This is a genomic window from Butyrivibrio sp. AE3003 (assembly GCF_000686065.1).
Lineage (GTDB): Bacteria > Bacillota > Clostridia > Lachnospirales > Lachnospiraceae > Butyrivibrio > Butyrivibrio hungatei_A.
Genome location: NZ_JMLX01000001.1, coordinates 748163 through 775042 on the forward strand (window position 1 = coordinate 748163; position 26880 = coordinate 775042).

The window sequence follows — 26880 nt, forward strand, 5'->3', positions numbered from 1 at the left end:
AATGGCTAACGGACACGGTAAGAAGCCGGAGGACTTTAAGAAACAGATGGAGGACAACTTTAAAGTTGCTCCCGGAGAACATACACATGTTAAAAAAGTAATCGGAATAGTAAGTGGTAAGGGCGGCGTCGGAAAGAGCCTTGTGACAGGTCTTTCTGCAGTATATATGGCAAAAGACGGCTATAAGACCGCAATCCTTGATGCGGATATTACAGGACCTTCTATTCCCAAGATGTTTGGTATAGGACAGGCTAAGAACGCCGATGAGACAGGTCTTTTGCCTGCTGAATCGGAAAAGGGCACAAAGGTAATGTCTCTTAATATGCTTATGGATAATGAGACAGATCCCGTTATCTGGAGAGGCCCCGTTATCGCAGGTATAGTAAAACAGTTTTGGTCAGATGTAAACTGGGGCGATGTCGACTTTATGTTTGTCGATATGCCTCCGGGAACAGGTGATGTTCCGCTTACAGTTTTCCAGTCTCTTCCCGTGGACGGAATAATTGTTGTCGCAACTCCTCAGGAGCTTGTCGGCATGATAGTTGAAAAAGCAATAAATATGGCTGAGATGATGAAGATCCCGGTGCTTGGCATTGTGGAGAACATGAGTTATATGAACTGCCCTCATTGCGGAAAACCGATAAATATATTCGGTGAGAGCAAGATTGAGAGCTATGCGGCTTCAAAGGGAATCAACATTCTTGGAAGGATTCCTCTTGATCCGGCTATTTCAGCACTTTGTGACAGTGGAAAAATTGAAGAAATAAATGAGGATTATCTCGACAGCTTAAAGTATATTTTGAAAGAAATGACTGAGCAGTAATGTCGGATGGTCGGGGGGCATAAATATGAAAATGAGACCGGAGAAAAACCAGGTAACATGGGCAATAACGATTTTCTTCCTTAGCATTGCTATAATGCTCGCTTATTATGTGATATTCAACGGAATATCCGTAGTTAAGACAGTTTCAAAGGTGATAGATTCCCTATCCGGAATTATAATAGGCGTTATCATCGCATTCGTTCTCATACCGCTTACGGATGGAATTGAGAGGAAGATTGTTATTCCCATATATCATTTGAGGGGATATGATATTTCGCGTTCAACAAACACGAATGCCAAAAAGAGAAAACAGGCTAGGAAAATATCTGTTGCAATTACAATGCTTATTTTTCTGTTTGTGATATATAGTTTGTTCAGGATTATCATTCCTGAACTGATAGACAGTATCAGGCAGATCGTAAGGAAGTTTCCTGAGTATGAAAAGCAGATAAATGAAGAATCACAGATTTTGTTTGAGTCGAACTCTATCGAGGTTCAGAATTTTATCAATTCGCAGCTCGACCGTTCTTACGTTTCGCTAAGTGAGTTCCTTCAGGAAAAGCTTATGCCGCTTGTACCGAGTGTTGATTCTTTCTTTAAGATGGCATCTCAGGGAGTGTTCTCTATTATCAAGGTCCTTTTTGATCTTGTTGTAGGACTTATCGTTGCGATATATGTCCTTAATTCCAAAGAGGTGTTTGCTACAAGAGGCAAGAAGATTGCCTATGCTTTGTTTAGAGAAGAATTTGCAAATGAAGTTATCGGCGGATTTAGATTTATCGGAGATATTTTTGAAGGATTTGTGGGAGGTAAGTTGGTTGATTCCGTAATAATAGGAATTATATGCTATATAGGATGTGTTCTTCTTAAACTTGATTATCCTTTGCTTATTTCTGTTATTGTAGGCGTGACCAATATTATTCCTTTCTTTGGACCGTATATCGGAGGAGCGATAGGAGCGATGCTTCTTTTGATAACTCCGGTAAAGGCACTTATTTTCCTGATATTTATTATTGTACTGCAGCAGTTTGACGGAAATATTTTAGGACCTGCCATTCTTGGAAATTCAACGGGACTTTCAAGCTTTTGGGTTCTCTTTTCAATCACGTTCTTTGGCGGAATGTGGGGAATAGTAGGATGGCTTGTGGGTGTTCCCATTTTTGCCGTCATATATGCCTTTATATCGAGGATTACCAATATCCTTCTTACCAAGAAAGAACTCAGTGTCGCGACGGAGGATTATGACGATCTTGCGTATATAGAGAATAAAGAATATAAGACGCTTACCGATGAGCATAATGATAAGTACAATGCACACAAAGAAGTCGGTATGGTGACAAAGCTCTATCACAACGGCCGCGATAAGGTGAAGGGGATTGTCGAAAAGGTTAAAAAGAAAGATAAACCCGACAAGAAATAATTGTTTTTATTCATTACTTGACGTTCAAAAATATTGGACTATAATTTAACTATTAGCGCTTTGCCGCATTAAAGTAACTGGAAAGGGGATGCAGTGTAAAATGAGTAAGAAAAATTTAGATTGGGCAAATATCGGCTTTAGTTACATGGTTGCCGACAAAAGATTCGTTTCGAATTATAAAGACGGAAAATGGGATGACGGTGTCATTACCGAAGACAATATGATCGTTCTTAGTGAGGATGCAGGTGTTCTTCATTACGCGCAGGAGTGCTTTGAGGGACTTAAAGCATATGAGACTGAGGACGGCAAGATCGTAATTTTCAGACCTGACTTAAATGCAAAGAGAATGGTAGATTCAGCTACAAGACTTGAGATGCCTGCTTTCCCTGAAGATAAATTTATCGAGGCTGTTGAGAAAGTTGTTAAGGCTAACCTTGACTGGGTTCCTCCATACGGAAGCGGAGCGACACTTTATATCAGACCTGTTATGTTTGCTACAGGAAATGTTATCGGAGTAAAGCCCGCTGATGAGTATCAGTTCAGAATTTTCGTAACACCCGTTGGACCTTACTTCAAGGGTGGTGCTAAGCCTATCGTTGTTAAGATAAGTGATTTTGACAGAGCTGCACCGCACGGAACAGGAAATATCAAGGCAGGTCTTAACTACGCAATGAGCTTACATCCTATTGTAAAGGCTCATGAGGAAGGTTTTGCAGAGAATGTATATCTTGATGCAGAGAGCAGAACTTACATCGAGGAGACAGGCGGAGCAAATATCATCTTCGTTACAAAAGAAGGTGGACTTGTAGTTCCCAAGTCACACACAGATTCAATTCTTCCTTCAATCACAAGAAGATCTATCGTCTATGTTGCGAAAGAGATTCTTGGACTTAATGTTGAAGAGAGACCTGTTAAGCTTTCAGAAGTTGAGAACTTTGTTGAGATGGGACTTTGCGGAACAGCAGCTGTTATCAGTCCTGTTGGTAAGATCAACGATCACGGCAAAGAAATCTGCTTTGCAAGCGGAATGGAAGAGATGGGACCTGTTACCAAGAAACTCTATGATACACTTACAGGAATCCAGATGGGACGCATTGAAGCTCCTGAGGGATGGATCCACACAATTGAATAAATTGAACAATATCGAAGCGGATGCAGAAATAACACTGCATCTGCTTCTTTTTTTGCGCGATTTAATGCATAGAATGTGATATAATGTATGAGATTATTTGATGATAGCCTGCGGTCATTTTATGTAGACTAAAAAACAGGAGAATATTTTTGGGTAATATCAGTATAATTTGTGTCGGCAAGATCAAGGAGAAGTACTGGAATGATGCGATAGCGGAATATTCCAAGAGGCTTTCGAGATATTGCAAATTAAGCATAGTGGAAGTTGCCGACGAGAAAACTCCGGACAATGCTCCGCCTGCGGTAGAGGAGCAGATAAGGAAAAAAGAAGCGGAGAGAATTCTTAAGAATATTGATGAGAGAGCACATGTCTGTGTGCTTGCCATAAAGGGCAAGAGATACACGTCGGAAGCTTTTTCTGAATATATAAGCGGACTTGGTGTAAACGGCACAAGTCACATACAATTTGTCATAGGTGGATCGCTTGGACTACATGAAAGCGTCCTTAAGAGGGCGGATTCATCAATCAGCTTTTCGGATATGACATTTCCTCATCAGATGATGAGAGTTATTCTTTTGGAACAGATTTATCGTGGTTATAAAATTTTCTGTGGAGAACCGTACCATAAATGAGTGAGATTACAGAACTTAGATTAGCGCTTACCGCTGAGGATGAGCGCAATATATTCGGCGGAAACGACAGCTATATCCGCAAGATTGAAGACAGTCTTCATGTTGAGATCATCGACAGAAACGGCGAACTTAGGATCATAGGTGAAAAAGAGGGAGCCAACAAGGCTTCAAGTATCATACGCGAGCTTGTTCAGCTTTCAAGGAGAGGCTCGAATATTGAAGAGCAGAGTGTTGATTACGCGATCTCATTAAAAGAAGATTCTGCTAAGAACAAGGATGTTGCACAGAATGACAATGTTCTTGTTGATATAGACAGAGATATCATTTGTCATACGATCTCGGGTAAACCTATTAAACCCAAGACTCTCGGACAGAAGAAATACATTGATGCGATCAGAAATAAGATGATCGTTTTCGGACTCGGACCTGCCGGAACGGGTAAGACTTATCTTGCCATGGCTATGGCGATAACGGCGTTTCAGAGGGAAGAGGTCAGCAGGATTATTTTGACAAGACCTGCGATTGAGGCAGGAGAGAAACTCGGATTTTTGCCGGGTGATCTTCAGAGTAAGGTCGATCCTTATTTAAGACCATTATATGATGCTCTTTACCAGATAATGGGCACTGAGAATTTTATCAAGAATATGGAAAAAGGGCTTATTGAAGTTGCGCCTCTTGCATATATGAGAGGAAGAACTTTGGATAACGCTTTTATAATTCTCGATGAGGCACAGAATACAACACCTGCACAGATGAAGATGTTTCTTACAAGAATCGGATTCGGCTCAAAGGTCATCATCACAGGTGATGCGACCCAGAAGGATCTTTCGGCAGATGTCAGATCCGGACTTGAGATTGCGGGAAATGTCTTAAAGGGAATTGATGATATAGCTTTTTGTACACTTACCAGCAGCGATGTTGTGAGACATCCGCTTGTTCAGAAGATTGTTAAGGCTTACGAAGATTACGAGAAGAAAGCCGAAAACAAGAAGAAAAAGAAGTCTATACAAAAATTGGAGAAGCGTTCAGACAATGGCAAACGATAAGATTTCGAATGTGAAAGTCAAATTGTTATATGCGGCAATGCTTATTTTTACAGGAGTTATTGTATTTGCGTTTTCTTTTTTTACGGATAAAAGCTATGAAGCTACTTTGAGAAACACGATCGTATCTGTAGCAATCGCGGGGACAATTGTTTTTATGCTTGTTGATGCCGCGGCCGACGGACAGAACAGATTGTTATATGATAATAATGAGGTGAGAAACCGCTTTGTTGCGGGATATTTTGTTGCACTCGTTTTGGCATGTGTATTTAGCCTGATACCTAATGTGTTTTGGCCGTACATGTCACTTTTTGTTATGCTTGCACTTTTTTCAAATACGGAAATCGGTATGATGACAGGTATAGGCTTTGTTTCGATTTCTGTCATGCTCGAAAAAAAACGGAGGATGCGGAGAGTTATTTATGTATATCCTTGCCGGAGCGGTTGCCATAGCAATGTTCAGGGACTTGGAAGAAGATACCGAGATTGGTATTCCTACATTTATTTCTCTTATGATGCAGGCGGTATTCTTGGTTGCATATAACGTGTTGTTCCAGAACAGAACTTTTTCCGCATACCTGCTTGTTTCACCGGCTATCAATATTATGCTCAATCTTACCATCCTTCTTATATTCCTGAACATTTTCGGTGTTTATGTTATAAGACGGACAAATGATATGTATATGGTAATCAATGATGCGGATTTCCCGCTTCTTGTTACTCTCAAGGAAAATAATAAAGACGAATATTACAGAGCCATCCACACGGCATATATTGCCGAGAGAATGGCGCTCGGACTAAATATAAATGCAAGAGCGGTCAAGAACTGTTCTTATTATCACAGGATAGGTGTGCTTGAAGGAAAGACACAATGGGATGATGTCAAACATATCTATACGGATAACAGCTTTCCGACGGAGGCGATGAATTTTTTACATGATTATATCGAACCCAAGAAAAATGAGCCCAAATCCAAGGAAGCACTAGTTGTCAGGCTTGGCGAAATGCTTATTGCGTCCATAATGTATCTTCTTAAAAAAGATAAGGATGCGAAGATAGATTATGACAATCTTATTGATTCGATAATAGACAAAAAGGTTTCCGAAGGTGAACTTAAAGATTACGATGTCACTTTCAGGGAACTTGAAGTTATGAAGAAGATAATGAAAAAGGAGAAGCTTTACTATGACTTTTTGCGTTGAAAATGAGACGGGAGCTGTTTTTGATTTTGATCCCGAGGAAGTTGCGACGCTTGTTGCAAAAGAAGTCTTAAGGTCAGAGGGGTGTGACAGGGAAGTTGAGATAAGTCTCACGATCACCAATGATGAGGGGATTCAGGAGCTTAACAGAGAATTCAGGGAGATAGACAGGCCGACGGATGTTCTTTCTTTTCCCAATGTCTCGTATGAGGAACCTGGGGATTTCTCTGTTATGGAGGGAGAGCAGGAGGTCGATCTTCTCAATCCCGATACAGGAAATATTATGTTTGGCGATATTGTTGTGAACGAGGACAGGGTTAGAAGTCAGGCTGAAGAATACGGTCACAGCACAAAGAGGGAATTTGCTTTTCTCATCGCTCACAGCATGCTTCATCTGTGCGGTTACGATCACATGGAGGACGATGAAGCAAAGGTAATGGAAAAGAAACAGAGCGATGTTCTTAATACACTTGGAATAACAAGAGACTGAAAATAATACAATTGGAGATCAAACATGAAAAAGTACTACGAAGAAAAAAGAATAAGACCCGATGTGCTTACAGCCGCTGTATATTGGGCAATCATAATACTTATGTTATATGAGGTTGTGGCAATTAGAATTTACGGAGAAAAGGGAGCAGGTTATTCTGCGGGTTCTCTTGCGATATTTTTTGCATTTTATTGCTCTTTTGTTCTTGCCGTGCAGAAGGCCGTATGGGTAATGGTACGTGTAAGAGCCAGAAAATCCCAGTACAAAAATGCTGAGGAGAACATGAAGAAATCACTTAAGATATTTGCATTTACCGGCGTTCTTGTAACAGTGGTATTTACTATTATCGGAATCAACTTCTCCGATCTTTTGCTTGGTTCCAAATGGGGAAGATTTCAGTTCCTTATTTCTACTTTTTCAGTTTTGTTCCTGTGTGTCCAGGGCGTTGTAAGAGGATATCTTCAGGGAGTCGGATATACCAAGCCCATTGTTATTTCCGATGCTTTGATGGCAATAGCGGCATTTCTTGTCGGAACTTTGTTTTCAGCGATCATGTACGGATACGGACTTAAAGTAAATACGCTTATGCATATTGATGAATTCAGTGCAGTATACGGTTCGACCGGAATGACGATCGGACTTTTTGTCGCATCTATCGTAGGACTTGTTCATACATCCGTAAGCTTTTATGTGAGAAGAAATGAGCTCGAAGAGATTGGAAAGAGAAGTGCTCCAAGATACGTTGACAGTAAGAATGACGTTATGTCGGGACTCAGACCTATTTTGTTCATGTATGCTTCACCGGGAATAGCTCTTTTGGTCGATCAGGTCTTTTACATGATCCATCACAGAACTGTCGGAAGCAAGGCAGATCCTATTTATAACTACGGTATTTATGCGGGAAGAACGATTCCCATTGTAATAACATGTTCGCTTCTTTGCTGCCTTCCTTTTCTTATCGAGTGGAACAGGATAAGAGCAAGATTTGAGAGAGACGAGCCCGAGAATGCGGGAGAGAAGCTTTCCGGATTTGTAAAGCACTTTATTGAGGTCACGGTTCCTGCCTCGCTTCTTATCTTCACACTGGCTCCGTCGATAGATACGGTTGTTTATTGGAATGGAAATGATTTCAGTGTTGAGCTTTTGAGAGCTGCAAGTTGTCTTGTTATTCTTGTTCCTTTTGCGATTTTCTTTTCATGGATATTGTTCCATGCAGGTAAGTCTATCCTTATCGTTTTCGGACTTGGAATAACATGGCTTGTTCATATCGCGATGCTCTTTGTGTGTGCGAGTGTAGGAAACATCGGATTGTACGGTGTTTTGATCCCTGTTATCGCTTCATTCTTTGTATATGACGTTCTTTCGCTTATTGTATTTAAGAAAATGCTTAATGCAAATTATGCGCTTGCGGTCAACTTTGTAAAAACACTTGTTTCAGCAGCTGTTGCGGGATTTGTTGTATTTCTGATCGATATGGTTTTGGTTAAGAATATAGGTGAGATTCTTACATTTTTAATCTGCACGCCTGTTTTCTATGTTGTATATCTTGCAATCATGGTTATGAGCGGAAGTATTGATGAGAGGGAACTTCGCAGTATTCCTTTGGGCAAGTACTTTAAGTCACTGCCTGTTTTTATCAAGACTGACGAAGCGTAAGAGGATTTAGTGTGAGTAAAAAAGTATATGTTGTAGGCGGTGGCGCTGCGGGAATGTGTGCTGCTATCTATGCGGCAAGAAACGGCGCCGATGTGACGATTGTTGAGAAGAATACAAGACTTGGAAAAAAGCTTTCCGTTACGGGAAACGGAAGATGTAATCTTACCAATCTCGATATGCGCCCGGAATATTACAATAAGGCTGCAGAGGGAAGAATGAAGAACTGGCTTTCACTCTACGGCCCCGAAGAGACGATAAAGTTTTTTAAATCGCTCGGTGTGATAGTAAAGAGTGAGAACGGTTATATCTATCCGATTTCGGGACAGGCTTCTACGGTTGTTAATGCGCTCATTAACGAGCTGAAAAGACTTAATGTGGATGTTGTTACGGAGAGTCAGGTTAAGACTGTAAAAAAGACTGAAAACGGCAAAATGCCGTATGTACTTGTTACCAATAAGGATAAGTACGAAGCCGATGCCGTTATTCTTGCACTCGGATCTCTTTCGGGAGCAAAGAGTACAATGTCAACAGGCGACGGATATTATATCTGTAAGCAGCTTGGGATGAGTTTAAAAGATACATATCCTGCGCTTGTCGGATTTAAGTGCGAGGATGACGGAACCATGCCGGATGCGGGAGTAAGAGCTGCTGCAAGGATTTCTTTTTATCTCGGAGATGAGCTTTTGACTTCGGAGAGCGGAGAACTTCAGATATCCAAGGACGGTATTTCAGGTATTCCCGTTATGCAGGCGAGCAGGGAGATAATAAAGTTTGTGACCGAGAAAAAGCCTGTGGTTGCTTCTGCAGATTTTTTCCCCGAGTATGACGAAGAAGATTTCGAAGCTCTTAAACGAGATATGTATAAGCTTCGTGATAACAGGACGCTTGAGGAGTTTTTGCTTGGTTTTGCAAACAGCAATATAAATTCGATGGTGCTTAAGAAGATGAAACTTTCGCAGACCATGCATATGAAGAATATTGCAGACAGCATGGTATCTTGTATACTGGACAGGTACAGAGATATACGTTTTAATCTTACGGATAGCTATGGATATATCCAGTCGCAGGTTACGACTGGCGGAATGAGCCTTGGTGATATCGGCGATGATATGGCTGTTGCGGGATATCCCGGAGTATACTGTGTCGGAGAGCTTCTTGATGTTGACGGAAGGTGCGGAGGATATAATCTTCAGTTTGCATGGACGAGCGGAAGCATAGCCGGTACAGCCGCTTCGATGTAAGAAAGCACAGAAATCAGGAATTATATGATAAGAATCAATCAGATAAAAATACTTAACGACGGTAATAATATACGTAGTCACAATGAGCTTTGCAATGTCTTAAAGAAAAAGGCAGCAAAGCTTTTGCGTATAACGGAAAATGATATTGAAGATCTTGTTATAATGCGTCAGTCGATTGATGCAAGGAAAAAACCTCAGATAGTGGATGTCTTTATGGTGGATGTTTCCGTAAAGAGAGCTTTGGATATAAAATCTGAGGAAAAGATTGTTTCGAGATCGAAAGACAAAGGAATTTCGGTTGTGACTCCCGTTATTTATAATTTTTTGGAAAAAGCGGGAATCGGGGGAGAGATACCTTCAAGTGCAGCCGGTGCAAAGATTGCCGTTATCGGATCGGGGCCTGCGGGACTTTTTTGCGCATATATGCTTGCTTCAAACGGCTTTAAGCCTGTTGTGTTTGAAAGAGGAGCAGATGTCGACAAAAGGCAGGAAATAGTAGAAAAGTTCTGGGAGACGGGAAAGCTTGATACCCGCACGAATGTCCAGTTCGGAGAAGGCGGAGCGGGAACTTTTTCGGACGGCAAGTTAAATACGATGGTAAAAGACAAGGATGGAAGAGGAAGAAAAGCATTGTCCTTGTTTACGACTTTCGGCGCAGATAGTAAGATAATGTATGACGCAAAGCCTCATATCGGAACGGATGTACTTAGAAACGTCGTTAAGAATATGAGAAATGAGATCGTTTCTCTGGGCGGTGAGTTCAGGTTTGAGACGCAGGTGACTGATATCCTTACGGATGAAAGCGGCGCCGTAAAAGCGGTCGTTGCAAACGGCGAAGAGATTCCTTTTGACGTAGCCGTTCTTGCTATCGGACACAGTGCGAGAGATACTTTTTCAATGCTGAAAGACAGAAAAGTATCTATGCAGAAGAAGCCTTTTGCTGTGGGATTTAGGGTTGAGCATCCTCAGAAACTGATAAATCTTTCCCAGTACGGAATTGAGGAACCAAAATCTCTTCCCGTAGCTTCATACAAACTTGTTATGAATACAAAAGAGGGACGCGGTGTTTATTCTTTTTGCATGTGCCCCGGAGGGTATGTCGTAAATGCTTCATCCGAGGAGGGAAGACTTGCGGTAAACGGAATGAGTTACAGCAAGAGAGATTCGGAGAATGCCAATTCCGCCATTATTATCACGGTCGACCCCAAGGATTTCGGATTGGATGATATACTTGCAGGTGTTGAGTTTCAGAGAAGGCTTGAAGAAAAGGCGTATGAGATTGGAAAAGGCAAGATTCCCGTTGAGTATTACGAAGATTTTAAGAAGGCGGTCGCACCGGACGATGATGGATCCCATGAAGAAAAAAATCTGAAAGAACCTGTGAGATTCAGGGATGTATGCAAGCCTTGTATGAAGGGCGCGTATACTTTTTCAAATGTTCACGAGATATTACCGGACGATCTTAATAAATCCTTTGTTGAAGGAATGGAGAAGTTCGGTACAATGATAAAGGGATATGATTCACCGGATGCTCTTATTGCCGGTGTTGAAACAAGAACTTCGTCTCCTGTAAGGATTAATCGAACAGAAAACGGTGAGTCGGAAAATATTAAAGGACTTTATCCGTGCGGTGAAGGAGCCGGATATGCAGGCGGAATCATGTCTGCAGCGATGGATGGTATCAAGATAGCCGAATTTATTGCAAAAAAATTAGTAGAAACTTTGCGCTGATTCAAATACAATGGAAGGTACCGATGGAAAAAGACTTAATACGAAAAGATGTCTTACAAAAAAGAGATGAACTCAGTATATATAAGATTGAGGTGAAAAGCAGGGAGATATTCGAGGAACTTGTCACAAGACCCGAGTATGCCGAAGCCTCAAATATTCTTATTTATGCTTCTGTCAGAAATGAAGTTAAGACGGACGAGATTATCCTTGATGCGCTTGCGCTGGGGAAAAGAGTTTTTTGCCCTAAGGTTACAGATAAGAAAAATGGCATAATGAAGTTCGTCAGAATTTATGAGCCCGAAAACCTTGTTCCCGGTGATTATGGTCTTATGGAACCGGAGATTAAGGAGGACAGCGAGATATTCGATCCGGATTTTTATGCCGATGAATCAAATGTTCGCCGGATAGATGGTGAGAACGCCGGAAAGACGATGGTTATCGTTCCGGGAGTTGCTTTTGATGAGAAAGGCAACAGGATAGGTTACAAGGGAGGTTTCTACGACAGATTTCTCTCCAAAGTAAGCTATGCCGATACTGTGGCACTTTGCTATAAGATTCAGATTGTTGATGAGATTATACCGAGTGAGCATGATATTCCCGTAAAGAGTATCATTCACGAGAAATAAAGGAGCTGGAGAACATAGATGGAACTTATTGAGATTTGCAAAAAAGCTAAAAAAGTAAAATACGAGATTCAGTGTCTTACTACGAAAGAGAAAAATGACGCTCTTATTGCGGTTGCGGATAAGCTTGTTGCGGAAGCGGACAGCATTATCGCGGCAAATGCGAAGGATTATGAGAGAGGCGTTTCAAACGGAATGAATAAAGGCCTTTTGGACAGACTTCTTCTTGATAAAAAAAGAATTGAAGCCATGGCAGAGGGACTTAGGCAGGTTGCGGCCCTTCTCGATCCCGTAGGAGAAGAAATCGAAAGCTTTGAGCGTCCCAATGGTCTTAAAATTAAAAAAGTAAGGGTTCCTATGGGCGTTATCGGTATAATTTACGAGGCGAGGCCCAACGTTACCGCGGATGCTTTTGCGCTTACTTTTAAAGCGGGTAATGCCGTTGTTTTAAAAGGCGGAAGTGATGCGATAGACAGTAATATTCAAATTGCAAATGTTATGAGAGCTGCGCTCGGGGAATGCGGCATCAATCCCGATGCGATACAGCTTATTGAAGATACAGACAGAGCGGTTACAACTAAGTTTATGCAGATGAATGAGTACATAGATGTTCTTATTCCCAGAGGTAGTGCAAGACTTATAAATGCCGTTGTTGAAAATTCTACGATTCCCGTAATCGAGACCGGAACGGGTAATTGTCACATCTATGTCGATAAGGATGCCGATATTGACAAAGCGATCCCTATCATTATCAATGCCAAAACTCAGAGAATAGGCGTATGTAACGCTGCTGAGTCCCTGGTTGTCCATGAGGATATTAAGGACAGATTCCTTCCTCTTTTTGAGAAAGCAATGAACGAGCATAACGTTGAGATAAGAGGCGACGAAGAGAGCCGCAAGCTTATGAACAGTGCTGTTTCTGCTACTGAAGAGGACTTTGGAAAAGAGTTCCTTGATTATATTATTTCTGTAAAGACTGTTAAGAACGTCGATGAAGCCATTGAACATATAAATAAGTACAACACAAGCCACTCCGATTGCATTATCACGGAGAACGAAGAGAGTGCAAAGAGATTTCTTGACAGAGTGGATTCGGCTTGCGTATATGTAAATGCTTCAACAAGATTTACAGACGGATTTGAATTTGGATTCGGAGCCGAAATTGGTATAAGCACACAGAAGCTTCATGCGCGCGGACCTATGGGGCTTAAAGAGCTTACATCATACAAGTATCAAATTACCGGAGAGGGGCAGATCAGATAATGAAAAATAGAAAAGAAGATTCTGAATTGCTTGAGGCAAAACAGCATGTCATTGATGTGGCAAATGAGTTGCACAAAAAGGGCTATTTACCACGTACATGGGGAAGCGTGAGCTGCAGAGTCAACAAGGAAATCTTTGTGATCACTCCGAGTGGGATCAGATATGAAGATATGACGCCGGATATGATATGTCTTGTTAATCTCAAAAATCTGAACTTTATGGGAGAGTTTACTCCCTCTTTTGAAAGGGGAGTACATGCAGCTTGCTACAGAACCAGAAAAGATGTGGAGTTTGTCGCTCTTACACATCAGGTTTTTGCTTCATGTGCCGGAGTTTTGGGTCTTAAGAGAATATACACATATGTTGAGGACGAGGATGTTGTCATTCCTTGTGTTCCGTATGCTTATCCCGGAAGTGCCAAGCTTGCGGGAAATGTTGCTGCGACCGTTAAGAAGAACAGAGAGTCTGACAGTTTTATCCTGTCTAATCACGGTGCATTGTTTATGGGTGCAACTTCCGATGAAGTAATCGAGAATATCGAGAGAACAGAGGATGCCTGTGATAACTTCCTTATGGATGTATGCAAGACCGATATGTATCATGGTGTTGAAGAGGGATTCGGAAGCCATATTGAAGACGATGAGATTATTTATGATGTCGAGGATACACCTGAGCGTGTTAAACATATTCACAGAGAGATCTATGACAGAAGACCGGATGTAAAATATATCGTCCACAATAAGTCTGATGCGGTTATGACGGTTTCAAGAACCGCAACTCATTTAAGACCTCTTTTGTTCGACTTTGCCGAGCTTGTCGGATATAGTGTAAAGATTCCGAGTAACGAGCATGGAAAAGACGGACACAGTTATCATAATATCAAGAAAAATTCAAATGCAGTTTTTGCGCTTAATGACGGCGCTTATTGCCTTGGTGAGACTTTGGAAGATGCGGTTGCCGCATCGATAGTTCTCGATAAGGGATGTATTGCTTATCTTGCGGCTCTTCGTCATGGAGAGGGACATCCCATATCATATTTTGACTGCATTAAGATGAATAAGTACTATAAAAAGATTTATTCAAGAATTTCATCCGATTATCTTGAAGAGAAGTACAGAGATGAAAGAGATGAATTTGAAGATGACGAAGACGATGAAGAGGAAGATATCGTAAGAAAACCTTCAAGGAAATCCGCACGTGAAAATTCACGTGAATCATCGAGGGAGTCAAAGAGAGAAACGACAAGAGAAACCGGAAAAAGATCGTTCAGAGATGAAGATTCTTCAAGAGAAAAAACCAGAGAATCTGTCAGGGAACCCAAGATAGAGTTAAGAAGAGAGTCTGACAGAAGGGTAAAGAGAAGCGTAGATATTGACTTAGATGTTGATTTAGATGAGGAATCTGAAATAGCTTCAAGCAAAATCGCCAGAAGAAATGCTGTAAGAGATTCAATAAAGAACTCACTCAGAAAGCCTGAACCTACAAGGGAACTTTCAAAGCTACCTAAGAGGGAATCATTCAGAAGATCGCAAGATGATTTCGAAGATGATTTTGAGGAAGAAGAGCTCACGCCCAAGAGAAGTTCAAAAAAAGAATCTTTCAATGATTCGATAAAGAGTCTCAGAAAAAATACAAGATCTGCTTCAAGAATGAGTTTTTCGGAAGAATATGAAAATGACTTCGAGGATGAGCTTGAAGACGATTTCGAGAATGATTTTAACGATGACGAAGATCATGATGATTACGAAGAAGAGTATATAGAGGGCTTTGAAGAAGAGTACGAAGACGACTTTGAAGAGGGCTTCGGAGACGATTTCGAAGAAGAATTCAGAGAAGAATTCGGCGATGATTTCAGAGCTGATTACTCAAAATTGAGATCAAAAGGAAAAAGCGGTTCACGAGGCTTGTTTGGAGATGATTCAAGCAAGAGAACGAGGAGAAGATGATAAGAAAGCCTGAGAGCATAAAAAAAGGTGACACCATAGGAATTACGGCTCCGGCATTTGGTGCGGCAACAGAACCATACAGTTTTCTGATAGATATTGCGGAGAAAAAAATAAAAGAAAGAGGCTACAATATCATTGAGGGAAAGACTGCCAGGTTGGGAGACGGACTCGGTATCAGCACAGATCCGAAAGTTACCGGTGCAGAACTTATGGAGTTTTATAAAAGAGATGATATTGATGCGATAATATCTGCTGGTGGCGGCGAGCTTATGGTTGAGACAATCTCAAATGTTGATTTTGAGGTTATAAAAAACAGTAAGCCCAAGTGGTTTGTCGGATATTCCGACAATACAAGCTTTTTACTGCCGCTTGTTACGATTGCAAATACATGTGGAATTTACGGCCCGTGCATTTCGGGCTATGCCAAGGAGTGGGAAGCTACGGAATGTGATGCTTTTGCTCTTTTGGAGGGAACAAAGACTTCTTTCAAGGGATATGATAAGTTTGTAAAGCCCAAGGAAGGAAAAGAAGAAATTGATTATTCCAAGCCATTTTTTTACAACTGTGATACCAAAAAGGTACTGACAAATTTCGACTGTTCTTCAAAGAAAGCAGAGAAGACAGGCGAAAAGATAAATATGCAGGGAATACTTTTGGGCGGCTGTATAGATGTAATGGCTAATATGATAGGAACAAGGTTTGACAGAGTTGCAGATTTTGCAAAAAAATGCGATGAAGGAATACTTTGGGTTATTGAAAACTGCGAGCTTAGTCCAATGAGCTACAGAAGGGCAATCTGGAACATGAAAGAAGCCGGATGGTTTGAAAATACAAAGGGCTTTATCATGGGAAGATCAAACGGATGCTTTGAAGGTGACCTCATGGGAGTAGATAAGTTCAATGCAGTTACGGATCTTTTGCAGGAATACTGTGTTCCTATGATCTTTGATGCGGATATCGGACATATCGACCCGATGCTTCCCGTTATAATGGGTGCGAAAGCAAATGTATCGGCAGATATCGATAACCTTGAGATTGGATATTTATAACGTTATAATTATAAATATAAAAACAAAAAGAGAAGAGACAATAAGATTAAGATAAGACGGAGGAAAAATTTATGACTGGAATGAAAAAAAATCTTATTACTGCGCTTAGTACATTTTTGGTTGCGGGATCGCTCATGTCGGTTAATGCACATGCGGAAAGTGATCTCCCTATGTACTTTGACTTTGGGGATACTGTAATTAACATGAACGCAGGTAGCGAACACACAATGCATATGAGGTCCAAATTTAACTACACATATCATCTCGGACCTCACACAAGCGCAGGAACGTACCTTGAGTGCTCATTCAAGAGCGGAACACAGGATGTTATTTTCCATGTTGGCGCCGATGAGCAGGCTAAAGACGTACCTTTCTATTTCTATATCGATGATGCAAAGGTTCAGTCAGACGGCACATATGACGAGGTTCTTGTACGTGTAGGAAATGCCGCTCAGGTTTCTGAGTCTGTTCAGGTTGAGCTTGCTAAGAAAGCAACAGGAACAGTAAAGAAGAACGGAAACGTTGCAATGCTTTACAATGATAAGGATGTTGCAATGGCATCATTCTCTCTTACAAACGGAAACGGACAGATGGCAACACTTTCATTAAAGGGCGTTTCAGTTAATGAGGGTTCAAAGTACTTTGATGTTGTTTCTGCAACAGATTCCACACCTGTTATTTCAGAATCAGACAAAGCTGTTATGGCAGCAAACGGATTTGCCGGTGTATGCGTAAACGGCAAGTATAAGAATTGGTAATTCTTAGATATTTCAATAAACATTCAGGAGGCATGTTGTAAAATGGCTGGAAAAGACAAGTATGTGGCTTATGTATCTAGCTACACTTCCGGACTTGGTTCCAAATATGGAATTAAAATTTATGACGTTGATATGAAAAACGGCAGATTTAAGGAGAAGCAGAAGGTTGAGATAACCAATTCATCTTATATTGGAATATCTCACAATAAGAAGACGCTTTATTCTATTACGGATGCGGGCGTTGAGGCTTATCATATTCTGCCCGACGGTGGCCTTGAGTTTTTGAATGAGGCTTCTATCAACGGAATGCGCGGATGTTATCTTAATATGGATCAGGAAGACAATTTCCTTTTGACAGCCGGATATCACGATGGCAAGGTGACAATCCTTAAGCTTAATAAAGACGGAAGTATCGGCGAGATTACCGACGAGAGATACCACAAGGGTCTTGGAACGGCAGCCGGAAGAAACCACGTGCCTCACGTTCAGTGTATTAAAGTATCTAAGGATAATAAGTATCTTCTTGCAGCTGATCTTGGAATGGATAGAGTTAATGTATATTCTCTCAATGTCGAGTCCGGCAAGATCAAAGAAGTTGATGTTATCCATTGCGATCAGGAGTCATCACCGAGACATATGCAGTTCTCTAAGGATGGAAGATTTCTTTATGTGTGCCTTGAGCAGAAATGCGGCATAGAAGTATATGAGTACGTAGATAACAACGGAGATCCCGAGTTTAACAAGATTCAGACTGTATCAAATTCAGATGAAGCCGATTCTATCGGTGTTGCAAGCAGTGCGCTTACATTCTCTGAGGATTACAACTATCTTGTAAGCTCAACAGCGGGAGAGAATAACGTAATTATCTACAAGGTTGATAAAGAGACGGGACTTCTTACAAAGAAGATCCAGCTTCCTATCGCGGGTGAATATCCTAAGGATGCTGCGTTGTTCCCTGACAATAAGCATCTTGTATCACTCAATCATGAGTCGGATTCAATGACATTCTTTAAAGTGGATCCCGAGGCAGGAACTCTTGTTATGAACGGACCCGAAGAACCCGTAAAGAGACCTAACTGCATCGTATTCCACAAATTAGAGGGATAAGAAACTAACTGCCATATGCTGAACGCATATGGCAGTTTTTAACTACTTATAGAAATTGATTATGTTTTGGGCCTTTGCGGACATGTTGGAGATAAGGAGATCGAGGAGAGTGAAAGCACACATGCTTTCGACTACTACGACGGCTCTTGGAACTACAACAGGGTCGTGACGGCCTTTTATGTTTATTTCGATGTTTTCACCGGATTTGTTGACCGTGTTCTGGGAACGGGCAATGCTGGGAGTGGGTTTTACGTAAGCTCTGAGTATAATTTCGCTTCCGTCTGACATCCCTCCGAGTATTCCACCTGAATTGTTTGTTTTTTTGTTAATCTCATTATTTTCGATTACGAATTCATCGTTGTTTTCTGAACCGTAGAGTCGTGCTGCTTTTGTTCCGCATCCGATCTCAACGGCTTTAACTGCGCCGATACTCATAACGGCTCTTGCAAGGAGGGCATCCAGTTTATCAAATACGGGCTCACCGATTCCTGCGGGAACACCTTTTATACGACACTCAATAACACCGCCTATTGAATCCATGTTTTCGCGACATTTCATGATAAGATCCATTGCCTTTTTGTCAGCGTCCGCATCGGGCATAGAAGTGGGAGTTGTGTATATTGTGTTTCTGTCAAAGTTACTTTCGTTTATCTCTACGTCTCCGATAGAACGTGTATAAGCAAAGACATCGATTCCCATTTCACCAAGCATTTTCTGACAGAGAGCGCCTGCAGCGACTCTTCCGATAGTTTCTCTTCCGGATGAGCGACCGCCGCCTCTGTAGTCTCTGAAACCGTATTTTTCATCAAAACAATAGTCTGCGTGTCCGGGGCGGTAGTAGCTTGCAATCTCGCTGTAATCCGCGGATCTCTGAGAAGTGTTTTTTACCATCATCGATATGGGAGTTCCGGTTGTCTTTCCCTCAAATATTCCGGAAAGAATGTGGACTTCGTCGTCCTCTTTTCTTGAAGTTGTGGCAGATGAAGTTCCGGGCTTTCTTCTGTCGAGAAACTTCTGAATATCTTCTTTTGAAAGATCAAGCCCTGCGGGGAAGCCGTCAACAACGACTCCGAGTGCTTCGCCGTGGGATTCTCCCCAGGTTGATATTGTTATGTTTTTTCCGAGTGTTGAACCTGACATAGGTATCCTTTCATATTGTGTGAGAATTTTTGAAATATACTATATATAGCGCATTGCAGCGCATAATTTGCTATAAAAAATGATGTAATAAACGCTAAATTGTTATATAATTATATAGACGTTATAACAAAAATGGCGTATAACGTGGAGCAATTCGCATAACATATCATATTATATGCGTTGTCATATTACAAGCCAAGTATCCGAAATGAGAGGGGATTTCCGATATGAACGCTAGTAGCTTGCAGATGAAGCTTGCCTATAAAAATAAAATTTTTTCCAAGGTGAAAAGTTTTAACAGAAAACACAAAGCATTGACCTTTTTGGGCATTGCTTACGCTTTTACGGCAATAGCACTTTACGATATTCTTTTTTACTTCTACAGAAGCAGTAAGAGGTATATTTGTCTTGCGTGCGGATTGCTGTTTTTTGTATTTAGCAGCAGTTTTTCGTATCCCGCGATGTCACTCAATATCAGTTTCGCTTCGGATGTGAGTATAGACGGGTATTCTTCCGATACGGAAGAAGTGCTTTCAAGTGAGGAAGTTGCGGAGTCCGATGCCGAGCTTGCGGTAAGCCAGGATGTTGATTCCGAGCTTATCAAAGAAGCTATGGAGAGTGAGAATCCCGATGTTGCGGAGGCTGAGCACCTAGATCCCGAGAAGCAGGCTTCTCTTTCACAGATTCTTGAAGCGACGGACGATGGCACGGCAGTGCCTGAAAATACGGATGACGGTGTTAATCTGTCATATCTTGGGGTTACGAACTTTGACAGCAGCGATTGGAAGATAATGCTTGTAAATAAGCAACATCCGATTCCCGATGATTATGATTTTCCGCTTGGAACAATCAGCGGAACAATGAGATGCGATGAGCGAATTATTGCACCGCTCCTTGAGATGATGAGAGCTGCAAATAAAGACGGGGTGGCACTTATCATTTGTTCTCCTTACAGAGACAGAGACAGGCAGACGATGCTTTTTAACAACAAGGTCAGCAGGTACATGGAAGGCGGAATGAATTATATGGAAGCATATAATCTTGCTTCTCAGGCGGTTACTGTTCCCGGATCTTCGGAGCACCAGATAGGCCTTGCGATTGACATTATCACGGAAGGGTATTCAAGTCTTGATGAAGGCTTTGGCAATACGCGTGCCGGAAAGTGGCTTGCAGACAACAGTTACAAGTACGGATTCATCTTAAGATACCCTGCCGGAAAAGAGAATATTACAAGTATTGAATTCGAACCCTGGCATTTTAGATATGTAGGGGTTGACGCGGCGACTGTTATACATGAAAATGGTATCTGTCTGGAAGAATTCTGGAATACTTATGTTAATTAGAGGATTTATATGTACAAAATTGTAAATAAGGACGGAAACGCCAAGAGTGCTACTTTTTCCACTGTGCACGGTGAGGTACAGACTCCCGTATTTATGAATGTTGCAACCGTTGCGGCAATAAAGGGAGGTGTATCCACAAGAGACCTTGAGGAAATCGACACTCAGGTTGTTCTTTCGAACACGTATCATTTGCACTTAAGACCGGGAGATGATCTGATATACAGAATGGGCGGACTTCATAAGTTTATGTCATGTAACAAGCCTATTCTTACAGATTCAGGCGGATTCCAGGTCTTTTCTCTTGCTAAGACGAGAAAGATAAAAGAAGAGGGAGTATACTTCCATTCGCATATCGACGGACACAAGCTGTTCATGGGACCTGAGGAGAGTATGAGAATTCAGTCTCATCTGGGATCGACGATCGCTATGGCTTTTGATGAGTGTCCTTCTGCAAAGGCTGAGCACGAATACGTTCAGATGTCTGTGGATAGAACGACGAGATGGCTTGAGCGATGCAAAAAAGAAATGGACAGGCTGAATGGCCTTCAGTATACGGTTAACCCGCATCAGATGCTTTTTGGAATCAATCAGGGAGCTATTTTTAACGACATCAGGATAGAGCATGCCAAGAGAATCAGAGAGATGGATCTTGACGGATATGCGGTCGGCGGTCTTGCTGTTGGCGAGAGCCACGAGGAGATGTACGATGTTCTTGAGAATGTTGTGCCTTTCCTTCCTGAGGACAAGCCTACATATCTTATGGGCGTGGGAACTCCCGCAAATATCCTTGAAGCTGTTGACAGAGGAGTGGACTTCTTTGACTGCGTTTATCCCAGCAGAAACGGAAGACACGGACATCTTTATACCAAGAGAGGTCACATCAACATATTAAATGCCAGATATGAACTTGATGACACTCCTATTGAAGAAGGATGTAACTGTCCTGCGTGCAAGAACTATTCCAAGGCTTATATCAGACACCTTATTAAGGCCGGAGAGATGCTTGGAATGAGACTTTGTGTTCTTCATAATCTGTACTTTTACAACAATCTGGTAAAAGAGATCAGAGAGGCAATAAGAAACAACAATTATCAGGCTTACAAGAAGAAAACCTTAGAAGGAATGATGGAGTTTGATTCTGTGGCAAAAAGTGAGTCATACAATATTGCCCGAAATTGGAGAAAAGGTTAAATTTGTAATGTGTCCGGATGAATTTTGACTACTTGAATTTGCCGTTTCTTTCTAGTATTATTGTTTGGTATATAATTAAAGAATAAGTTTTTGGAGGATGTTATGTTATTATATTTTACTGAAGCAGCAACAGAGCCTGTTTCTGCAGGTTCTGCAATTGTACCGACATTACTTTTTTATGCTGTGGTAATGGCAGTATTCTATTTCCTGCTTGTTCGTCCCAACAGCAAAGAGCGTAAGCAGAAAGCGCAGGTATTGGCTGCATTGGCTGTAGGTGACAGCGTAAGAACCACAGGTGGTTTTATCGGAACTATCATTGACATCAACGACGATATGGTTATTGTAGAGTTTGGTAATAATAAGAATTGTCGTATCCCCATGGTTAAGGATGCAATTGTTGAAGTTGAGAAGCCCGAGGACGCAATCGCTTCTTCAAACGATAGCACCAAGGATTCAAAGAATTCAAAGAAAAAGTAATTAAATTTTGATTCTGTTAAGCCTGATTGGTGCTTGCGCACTCAATCGGGCTTTATTGCATAATGAGATGAAAAACATTAAGTTATGACTTAAAAAATACATTATAGAAAAGAGATACGGGTATGAAGCTTAATATTACATGTATTCCGGGTGACGGAATAGGACCTGAAATTGTTACCGAAGCAAAGAAAGTTCTTGATAAAGTTGCTTCAGAATTTGGACATTCCATAGAATATAAGGATATTCTGATGGGCGGTTGTTCAATCGATGTTCACGGGGTGCCTCTTACAGATGAGGCTATTGAAGATGCAAAGGCTGCCGATGCCGTGCTTATGGGATCAATCGGCGGTAATACATCAACATCTCCTTGGTATAAACTTGAGCCTTCCCTCAGACCTGAGGCAGGTCTTTTGAAACTCAGAAAGGCTCTTAATCTTTTTGCAAATTTGAGACCTGCATATCTGTATCCTCAGCTCAAGGATGCATGTCCTTTGAAAGAGGCTGTTGCGGATAAAGGTTTTGACATGCTCATTATGAGAGAGCTTACAGGCGGCCTTTACTTTGGTGACAGATTTACCAAGGAAGAAGAGGGAGAGCTTGTAGCTACAGATACTCTTGTTTACAGAGAGAGTGAGATCAGAAGAATTGCAATCCGTGCTTTTGATGTTGCAAGAAAGCGCAGAAAGAGCGTTATTAGCGTAGATAAGGCCAACGTTCTTGATTCTTCAAGACTTTGGAGAAAAGTTGTTGAAGAGGTAAAGAAAGACTATCCCGATGTGACACTTGAGCACATGCTCGTTGATAACTGTGCCATGCAGCTTGTAAAAGAGCCTACACAGTTTGACGTCGTTCTTACAGAGAACATGTTCGGTGATATTCTTTCCGATGAAGCAAGTATGATCACAGGATCTATCGGAATGCTTCCGAGTGCTTCACTTAACGATACAAGCTTCGGACTGTATGAACCCAGTCACGGAAGCGCTCCCGACATTGCGGGAAAAGATATTGCAAATCCCATTGCCACTGTACTTTCTGCGGCAATGATGCTCAGATATTCCTTTAACCTTGATAAGGAAGCGGATGCTATAGAAAATGCCGTTCGCAAGGTTTTGGAAGACGGTTACAGGACAACAGATCTTTTGCCTAAGGGTCAGGAAGATAACTTTAAACTTGTCGGTTGTCGCATGATGGGAGACTTATTGGTTGAACGGATCGGTAATTGCTAAAACTGAAAAGAAAATAAATGAACTTCTTCCGCAAAGTCCAGAGGGAATGGCGGTTACTCTTTTTGTGATCGCGATGGCTTCTTATTATCTGTGGAGAATGTTTGCGATAACTCCGAATTACGATGAGCTTTACACATATTATAATTTTGTTTCGAGAGGCCCTTTGTATTCAGCTATACATTGGCCTCTTCCGAACAATCATGTGGGATATTCGATCCTTTCAGCGATGCTGTATCGCTGCGGCAATTCTTACATAGCTTTAAGGGGTGTGTCATATGTTGCAGCCATTGTAAATCTGATCCTTGTATATAGGATCTGCAGGAAGTATTATTCCCATGCGATTCCGTTCGGAGCTGTCGTGCTCTATGCATCGATGCAGATAGTGAATGATTACAGCGTGCTCGGAAGAGGATATACACTTGCTACGACATGTTTTCTTCTTTCGATATATTACATAGGTTATATTTGCAGGCTGGGAGCCGATAAGAAGTCGTATTACTATTTGTTCGGAGGAACGCTGGTTCTTGGAATGTATATTGTTCCGAGCAGCATATATTGGGTTGTGCCGGTATGGGCTTCGGGCGCTATATTTCTTTTCATCAATGCGATGAGAAGTAAGGACGTATACAGTTCAATCTCCGAAAATATCTATTACGGGAAACTTCGTAAGCTGCTTGATACAGCGGTAGTTTCTATGACGATTGTCATATTGTTATATATGATAATTTGGCTCGCAATCGGATCTAACATACTTGTGAGTTCAGAAGATTCTGTATTTTTTGAATTATCTCATTTTAGTGTTATTATTAAAGCGCCTCTTAAATCAGTCATGACCGGAATGAGGTATATGATGTCTCATTCTTATATCCAAAGGCTTTCTTCGGCGGCTTTTGGTAAAGGGTTATGGTCATGGTTTATGAGCCTTTTAAATTCTTTGGTGCCGAAGTTTAGCATCATGACACTTTTATTCCTGCTGATAAGCCTGGGATGCTTGTTTTATGAATGCTTTAAACATTTTGAATACAGCAGGACTGTGATCAATCTTGTTGTTATCGTAAACCTGATGTTTCTTGGCATTGTTTTATTTTCACTTCGTACATTGCCATATCTTCGCATTTTTGGTTATGTTGCATTTGTTATTGTCTTGTGCGTCTGCACGGCGCTTGAAAGACTAATAAATGTGGGCATAAGACTGTATAACCGCAGAAAATTCATCGCAAGAGGTGATGAGGGAATAAAATCTCATGAAGAGATAGAGATGGTTGAAAAAGGCGATAAATGGTATTCGGGTATAGGAATTTATATACCTGTTATTGTAATAGTGATACTTTTTATTTTCAGATTTTTTGACCCCGGATTTAGTTGTCAGATAGCTGAAAGAGAAAACAATGTGTTCAATACGCTTTATGTCGCTGAAGTGACAAAGAGACAAAGTATCGCAGTGTTAGACTGTGATCAGCAATATCTTCTAAAGTTTGGCTGGGATATTGATTGCGACAAGACAGACGTTGAAGGCGCCGATTGCGTGCTGCTTGATAAGAATATGTTTGATCCGAATTATAACGGAGACGACCTTTGGAAGTTTTATCAGACATATAGGACGATTGATTGGGATTACCTGTCTTCAATGCACGTAAGATATGAGAATGACAAATTTATTTTATATATCAAGTAAAAGGAGAAAAGATTATGGCTATGAACAGTGACAGAGTTATGGAGGGCATTCAGCAGGCTCCTCACAGAAGTTTGTTTAATGCTCTTGGATTTACTGAAGAAGAGAGAAAAAGACCTCTTATTGGAATCGTTAGTTCCTATAATGAAATAGTTCCCGGACACATGAATCTTGATAAGATCACGGAAGCTGTAAAACTTGCGGTAGCAGAAGCGGGCGGTATGCCTGTTGTTGTTCCCGCTATTGCCGTATGTGACGGTATCGCAATGGGACACATCGGAATGAAGTATTCTCTTGTTACAAGAGACCTTATCGCGGACAGCACAGAGTGTCTTGCAACAGCTCATGCTTTTGACGGAATGGTATGCATTCCCAACTGCGACAAGAATGTTCCCGGTCTTCTTATGGCGGCTGCAAGGGTTAATATCCCTACAGTATTTGTATCAGGCGGCCCTATGATGGCAGGAAGAGTTGATGGACATAAGACATCTCTTTCTTCAATGTTTGAGGCTGTAGGAAGTGTTTCTGCAGGAAAAATGACAAACGAGAAACTTTGTGAGTATGAAGAGAAGGCTTGTCCTACCTGCGGTTCATGTTCGGGTATGTACACTGCAAATTCAATGAACTGCCTCACAGAAGCAATCGGTATGGGACTTCCCGGAAACGGAACAATCCCCGCTGTTTACTCGGCACGTATCAGACTTGCCAAGCATGCCGGCTACGCAGTAATGAATCTTATCGAGAAGAATATCAGACCAAGAGATATCATGACAAAAGAGGCATTTATGAATGCAATGGCAATGGATATGGCTCTTGGATGTTCAACAAATACAATGCTTCACCTTCCTGCGATCGCGCATGAAGCAGGCGTTGATCTTAATATGGAAATCGCTAATGAAGTATCAAGCAGAACACCTAACCTTTGTCATCTTGCACCTGCAGGTCCCACATATATGGAAGACCTCAACGAGGCAGGCGGTGTACTTGCGGCTATGTCTGAGCTTGTTAAAAAGAACCTTATCAATACAGATCTTATCACGGTTACAGGTAAGACAATTAAAGAAAACCTTGAGGGCGTAAAGAATCTCAATCCCGAAGTTATCAGACCTATTGAGAATCCATACATGCAGTCGGGCGGAATTGCCGTTCTTAAGGGTAACATCGCTCCCGATACAGGCGTTGTCAAGAAGTCTGCTGTTGTTCCTGAGATGCTTGTTCATGAAGGACCTGCAAGAGTATTCGACTGTGAGGAAGATGCTATCGAGGCAATTCTTACAGGTAAGATTGTGGCAGGTGACGTTGTTGTTATCAGATATGAAGGACCTAAGGGCGGCCCCGGAATGAGAGAGATGCTCAATCCTACATCAGCTATTGCCGGAAGAGGACTCGGATCATCTGTTGCTCTTATTACGGATGGAAGATTCTCAGGAGCCAGCAGAGGAGCGTCTATCGGACATGTTTCTCCTGAGGCTGCTGTCGGCGGACCGATCGCTCTTATTGAGGAAGGCGATATCATCAGCATCGATATTCCTAACAATGCACTTAATGTTAAGGTTTCTGACGAAGAACTTGCCAAGAGAAGAGAAAAATGGCAGCCTAGAGAGCCTAAGATCACAACAGGTTACCTTGCAAGATACAGAGAACTTGTTACAAGCGGAAACAGAGGAGCAATCCTTGAGATTCCCGGAACTTCAAAATAATTCGAATAAATCTTATAG

General features: G+C 41.5%; 23 protein-coding genes. 22 read left to right on the plus strand and 1 reads right to left on the minus strand.

Going from position 1 to position 26880, the window contains the following annotated elements; translation table 11 throughout:
- Position 1 precedes the first annotated feature (1 nt).
- From CD00_RS0103625 to CD00_RS0103705, 16 genes are all read left to right on the plus strand, one after another.
- Positions 2–823, plus strand: a complete 822-nt coding sequence (locus tag CD00_RS0103625) for a P-loop NTPase (protein WP_026654688.1) — start codon at positions 2–4, stop codon at positions 821–823.
- A gap of 25 nt (positions 824–848) precedes the next feature.
- The gene (locus CD00_RS17105) at positions 849–2243 is read left to right on the plus strand and encodes an AI-2E family transporter (protein ID WP_051594069.1); all 1395 of its coding nucleotides are present in this window, start codon (positions 849–851) and stop codon (positions 2241–2243) included.
- Between the two features lie 88 nt (positions 2244–2331).
- Complete coding sequence (locus CD00_RS0103635) at positions 2332–3375, plus strand: branched-chain amino acid aminotransferase (protein WP_081670598.1); 1044 nt, start codon at positions 2332–2334, stop codon at positions 3373–3375.
- A gap of 149 nt (positions 3376–3524) precedes the next feature.
- Complete coding sequence (gene rlmH, locus CD00_RS0103640) at positions 3525–4007, plus strand: 23S rRNA (pseudouridine(1915)-N(3))-methyltransferase RlmH (RefSeq protein ID WP_092335963.1); 483 nt, start codon at positions 3525–3527, stop codon at positions 4005–4007.
- Complete coding sequence (locus tag CD00_RS0103645) at positions 4004–5053, plus strand: PhoH family protein (protein WP_026654691.1); 1050 nt, start codon at positions 4004–4006, stop codon at positions 5051–5053. The genes rlmH and CD00_RS0103645 overlap by 4 nt, the downstream gene beginning before the upstream one ends.
- Positions 5054–5472: 419 nt before the next feature.
- Complete coding sequence (locus tag CD00_RS0103655; protein ID WP_185750385.1) at positions 5473–6252, plus strand: hypothetical protein; 780 nt, start codon at positions 5473–5475, stop codon at positions 6250–6252.
- Positions 6236–6739: an rRNA maturation RNase YbeY gene (ybeY, locus tag CD00_RS0103660; RefSeq protein ID WP_026654695.1), complete on the plus strand. Its 504-nt coding sequence runs from the start codon at positions 6236–6238 to the stop codon at positions 6737–6739. Before CD00_RS0103655 ends, ybeY begins: the two co-directional genes overlap by 17 nt.
- Positions 6740–6763: 24 nt before the next feature.
- Entirely contained in the window at positions 6764–8395 is a 1632-nt protein-coding gene (locus tag CD00_RS0103665; protein WP_026654696.1) for a hypothetical protein, read from the plus strand.
- Positions 8396–8406: 11 nt separating this feature from the next.
- Entirely contained in the window at positions 8407–9636 is a 1230-nt protein-coding gene (locus CD00_RS0103670; RefSeq protein WP_026654697.1) for an aminoacetone oxidase family FAD-binding enzyme, read from the plus strand.
- Between the two features lie 24 nt (positions 9637–9660).
- On the plus strand, positions 9661–11367 hold the full coding sequence (locus CD00_RS0103675) for an NAD(P)/FAD-dependent oxidoreductase (protein WP_026654698.1): 1707 nt from the start codon (positions 9661–9663) through the stop codon (positions 11365–11367).
- 23 nt (positions 11368–11390) lie between these two features.
- Positions 11391–11993 (plus strand): 5-formyltetrahydrofolate cyclo-ligase, encoded by a 603-nt coding sequence (locus CD00_RS0103680; RefSeq protein WP_026654699.1) that lies wholly within the window; start codon positions 11391–11393, stop codon positions 11991–11993.
- Positions 11994–12011: 18 nt separating this feature from the next.
- Positions 12012–13253 carry a glutamate-5-semialdehyde dehydrogenase gene (locus CD00_RS0103685; RefSeq protein WP_026654701.1) on the plus strand — a complete coding sequence of 414 codons (1242 nt, stop codon included), beginning with the start codon at positions 12012–12014 and terminating at the stop codon, positions 13251–13253.
- Complete coding sequence (locus CD00_RS0103690) at positions 13253–15199, plus strand: class II aldolase/adducin family protein (RefSeq protein ID WP_026654702.1); 1947 nt, start codon at positions 13253–13255, stop codon at positions 15197–15199. Before CD00_RS0103685 ends, CD00_RS0103690 begins: the two co-directional genes overlap by 1 nt.
- Positions 15196–16248, plus strand: coding sequence for a S66 family peptidase (locus CD00_RS0103695; RefSeq protein ID WP_051199077.1), 1053 nt, complete (start codon positions 15196–15198; stop codon positions 16246–16248). The genes CD00_RS0103690 and CD00_RS0103695 overlap by 4 nt, the downstream gene beginning before the upstream one ends.
- 71 nt (positions 16249–16319) lie before the next feature.
- A complete protein-coding gene (locus tag CD00_RS0103700; protein ID WP_026654704.1) occupies positions 16320–17006 on the plus strand; it encodes a hypothetical protein in 687 nt (228 codons plus the stop codon).
- Positions 17007–17048: 42 nt separating this feature from the next.
- On the plus strand, positions 17049–18113 hold the full coding sequence (locus CD00_RS0103705) for a lactonase family protein (RefSeq protein ID WP_026654705.1): 1065 nt from the start codon (positions 17049–17051) through the stop codon (positions 18111–18113).
- A 42-nt stretch (positions 18114–18155) separates the two neighbouring features.
- Here the strand turns inward: CD00_RS0103705 and aroC are convergent, their stop codons facing one another.
- Positions 18156–19253, minus strand: a complete 1098-nt coding sequence (gene aroC / locus CD00_RS0103710; RefSeq protein WP_026654706.1) for a chorismate synthase — start codon at positions 19251–19253, stop codon at positions 18156–18158.
- Between the two features lie 227 nt (positions 19254–19480).
- Here aroC and CD00_RS19055 point away from each other — a divergent pair, with 227 nt between their 5' ends.
- The 6 genes from CD00_RS19055 (at position 19481) to ilvD (ending at position 26862) form a co-directional block, all read left to right on the plus strand.
- Positions 19481–20596, plus strand: a complete 1116-nt coding sequence (locus tag CD00_RS19055; protein ID WP_051199078.1) for a M15 family metallopeptidase — start codon at positions 19481–19483, stop codon at positions 20594–20596.
- Positions 20597–20605: 9 nt separating this feature from the next.
- Complete coding sequence (tgt, locus tag CD00_RS0103720) at positions 20606–21787, plus strand: tRNA guanosine(34) transglycosylase Tgt (RefSeq protein ID WP_026654707.1); 1182 nt, start codon at positions 20606–20608, stop codon at positions 21785–21787.
- Between the two features lie 102 nt (positions 21788–21889).
- Positions 21890–22264, plus strand: coding sequence for a preprotein translocase subunit YajC (yajC, locus tag CD00_RS0103725; protein ID WP_026654709.1), 375 nt, complete (start codon positions 21890–21892; stop codon positions 22262–22264).
- Between the two features lie 122 nt (positions 22265–22386).
- Positions 22387–23490, plus strand: coding sequence for a 3-isopropylmalate dehydrogenase (gene leuB, locus CD00_RS0103730; protein ID WP_026654710.1), 1104 nt, complete (start codon positions 22387–22389; stop codon positions 23488–23490).
- Positions 23468–25165: a glycosyltransferase family 39 protein gene (locus tag CD00_RS0103735; RefSeq protein ID WP_026654711.1), complete on the plus strand. Its 1698-nt coding sequence runs from the start codon at positions 23468–23470 to the stop codon at positions 25163–25165. The genes leuB and CD00_RS0103735 overlap by 23 nt, the downstream gene beginning before the upstream one ends.
- A 20-nt stretch (positions 25166–25185) precedes the next feature.
- Entirely contained in the window at positions 25186–26862 is a 1677-nt protein-coding gene (ilvD, locus tag CD00_RS0103740) for a dihydroxy-acid dehydratase (RefSeq protein ID WP_026654712.1), read from the plus strand.
- The last annotated feature ends 18 nt before the right edge of the window (positions 26863–26880 follow it).